The 3,093-nt window shown below is 67.4% G+C and carries 3 protein-coding genes; 1 reads left to right on the top strand and 2 read right to left on the bottom strand.

What is annotated here, in order from left to right; translation table 11 throughout:
* Positions 1–328, bottom strand: a 328-nt coding sequence (locus tag ABYX71_RS11345; protein ID WP_372696606.1) for a type 1 glutamine amidotransferase, incomplete at its 3' end; no start/stop codon positions are given.
* Positions 329–574: 246 nt separating this feature from the next.
* Here ABYX71_RS11345 and gghA point away from each other — a divergent pair.
* Positions 575–2,920 carry a glucosylglycerol hydrolase gene (gghA, locus tag ABYX71_RS11340; RefSeq protein ID WP_372696605.1) on the top strand — a complete coding sequence of 782 codons (2,346 nt, stop codon included), beginning with the start codon at positions 575–577 and terminating at the stop codon, positions 2,918–2,920.
* Between the two features lie 20 nt (positions 2,921–2,940).
* Here the strand turns inward: gghA and ABYX71_RS11335 are convergent.
* Positions 2,941–3,093 (bottom strand): adenylyl-sulfate kinase (locus ABYX71_RS11335; protein ID WP_372696607.1); only part of this gene is annotated, 153 nt, incomplete at its 5' end.

The raw sequence follows: 3,093 nt of genomic DNA, 5'->3' as shown, positions 1-3,093 counted from the left end.
GTTGGCCGGAGGCATACACGCGCGCTCCCAGGGCGGCGGCGATCAGCTGTGCGCCAAGGCAGATGCCCAGGACTCGCCGGTTGGCCGCGACGGCGTTCTCGATCAGGCGGATCTCGTCGTTCAGATGCGGGTACTGGTCGGTGTCGTAGACACCCATCGGGCCGCCCATCACCACCAGCCAGTCGAAGGCGTCGGGCGACGGCAGCGATTCACCGGCGTGCACCCGCGTGACGCTGAGCGTGTGGCCGTGCTCGCGTGCCCACGGGGCGATGTAGCCGAGGCCCTCGAACGGGACGTGCTGCAACCAGTGGATGCGGAACGTTGCCATGTGTCCAGTCTCCAGAATGAGCGGCCGGTCGCCGGTGGGTGGGCGGGCGTCCGGCCGCGCTGGCAACGTACCACGGACCGCGCGCCCCTTCACCGGCGCCCGTGTCGAACGTCACCGGGGCGGTGGCGCGGTTTCGCCCGGCACGGCCGGTCGTGATAAAAGCAGGAGCAGTCGGCACGCTGGCCGGTGTGCCGGGACGCAATACGGAGGGCGTCTGGTTTGCTGGATTCGACTGCACCCGGACCGATGGTATTGGAGGCCGAGACGGCGGCACTGTGCGAGTGGGCGCGTCAACAGCGGGCCCAGAAATCGCCGTTTGAGGCGGCGCGCGCCATTGCCCGGCGTCTGGGGGCGCACGTCGCCGATGGCGGGACCACGGCATTCGGTTTCTGGTTGCCGGAAGTGCGCGAGCGCGGCATTCACCCGAAGTGCGTGTTCCTGGAACTGTTCGAGCCGCTGGGAGAGGTGGATTTCCACCTGCCCATGCAGGAGTTGCCGTTCAGGCGCCATCTGGTGCCGCTGGTGTGTGACGACGACTACTACTGGGTTGTGTTGTCCGGCCTGACGGCGGGCAATCGTGAGCGGGTAGGGGCGTTGTACTGGGTGCGCTGCCAGGACAACGAGGGTAACTGGTGGACACGGCCGGATTACCTGCCGTGGTCGTCGCCGTTTGGCGCGTTCGCGCCGGCGGAGCTGTACGACCGCGCGCGGCTGAACCGCGAGCGGGCGGACCTGGGGTATTTCCAGGGTTTGCCGCGCGACGCGGACGGCATGGCGTGGATCGAACCGTCGGTGAACCTGCTGGAGATCCATCCGCCGACGGCCTGCGCCGAGACCTCGCTGGCCGGCCTGACGCGCATCTTTGCCGGCATCGCCCGCAAGCTGACCGAGGGCAAGCCGCTGACGCCGTTCGAGCAGTGCTATGCCGGCTACGACGGCGTGCAGCTGATGCCCATCGAGCCGACGGTCACGTTCGAGAACGGGCCGTCATTCTTTGAGATTCACGACGACCAGCCGGGCGCCGACGGCGCGCTGGTGACGCTGCGGCGCCCGACGGCCTGCAACTGGGGTTATGACGTCGTGGTGTCGGGCATGTCGGCGGTGAATCCGCGTCTGCTGGAGAGCAGTCGGCCGGATGAGTTGGTGGACTTCATCGCCACCCTGCACACCTTTCCCGGCCGTCCGATCAAGGTGGTGTTCGACCTGGTGTACGGCCACGCCGACAACCAGGCGCTCACCTTGCTGAACCGGCATTTCGTGGCCGGTCCGAACATGTACGGGCAGAACCTCAATTACCGCCACCCGGTGGTGCGCGCCATCCTGCTGGAGATGGCGGCCCGCAAGATGGGGTTCGGTGCCGACGGCCTGCGTGTGGACGGTGCCCAGGACTTCAACTACTGGGACGAGGAAGGCAGCTGCCTGGTGCATGACGACGAGTTCCTGCTGACGATGGGGCACCAGCCGATTGCCATCGCAGGCATGCAGTACCGGCCGTGGACCATCTTCGAGGACGGCCGGCCCTGGCCGCGCGAGGACTATCAGTTGTCCTCGTCCTACCGGGCGCTGATCGAGCAGGACCCGCGTGCCTTCCAGTGGGGGCCGCTGACCTTTGCGCACAACACGCCGTTCGCCTCGGCGTTCTGGATCAGCAAGTGGTGGCGTCTGGAGGAGAGCGCGTTTCTGGGCGAGAAGTGGATTTCCGGTGTGGCGAACCACGACACCCGTCGCCGCGGAGCGCAGACCGATCCGCACTCGGTGTCCATCAATCGCCGTCTCGGGGACACCCTGCCGGACATCCTGCTCAATGCCTACGACCACATCGGTTTCAACCTGCTGTTCCATGCCTTCCTGCCGGGCGTGCCGCTGGATTTCATCAACACCAACGTCCGCGCGCCGTGGGGTTTCCTGCGCAACACCGACGACCGCTACGCGGTGAAGGTGATGGAGGAGGAGTGGCGCTCGATGCTGTGGCAGATCGACGAGCAGCGTTACCAGCGGCCGGATTTCTTCATCCGCCTGAAGGAGCTCGGCTTTCTGACCTTCGCCGACCTCGAGTACTTCATGCAGAACCTGGCGCGTTCGATGCTGGCCACGCAGAACGACGTGGCGCGGGTGGCGCAGTTCTTCGACTCGCTGGCGCCGTCGGTGGCCGGCCCCAAGCCGCTGGATGTGGCGGCGATGAGCGTCATCGCCCGTGCCTGGATGGACGACATGCACGCCTACTGCAACGTCGCCCTGCACCAGGAGGATCTCGACGCGGCGCAGACCGCGGCCATGCTGGCGGTGCGCCATTTCCGCCAGGACAACCCGTGGCTGGCGGCGAACCTGGGCGACAAGGACTGCTTCTACTTCCGCCGTCCGGTTGACGGCACGGTGCTGGTGGCCGGGCTGCGTCGCCACCCGGAAAACACCCGCCAGGTGCTGCTGCTGCTCAACCTGGAAGGCGAGCCGGCGACGCTGAACGTCGCCGACATGATGCCCCAGGCCGGCAGCGGCTGGCGCCAGGTGTTGCCGGACGAGTCACCGCTGCCGCCGAAGCTGACACTCAGCAACGGCGAGGGCCTGGTGGCGGTGCGCAACGGGCCGGCCTGACGGGCGAAGCCGGCCGGTGCTCAGCCGGCGACGATGCCGTGGTCGATCAGCGCCCGCACGACCTGGTCGGCGGCGTCCTCCACCGACAGGGCGGTGGTGTCGATGTGAATCTCCGGCGACAGCGGCGCCTCGTAGGGCGAGTCGATGCCGGTGAAGTTCTTGATCTCGCCGGC

It is taken from the genome of Immundisolibacter sp. (assembly GCF_041625615.1).
In the GTDB taxonomy this organism is placed as follows: domain Bacteria; phylum Pseudomonadota; class Gammaproteobacteria; order Immundisolibacterales; family Immundisolibacteraceae; genus Immundisolibacter.
Note: the sequence above shows the minus strand (reverse complement) of the source record. Positions and strands in the feature narration are given on the sequence as shown.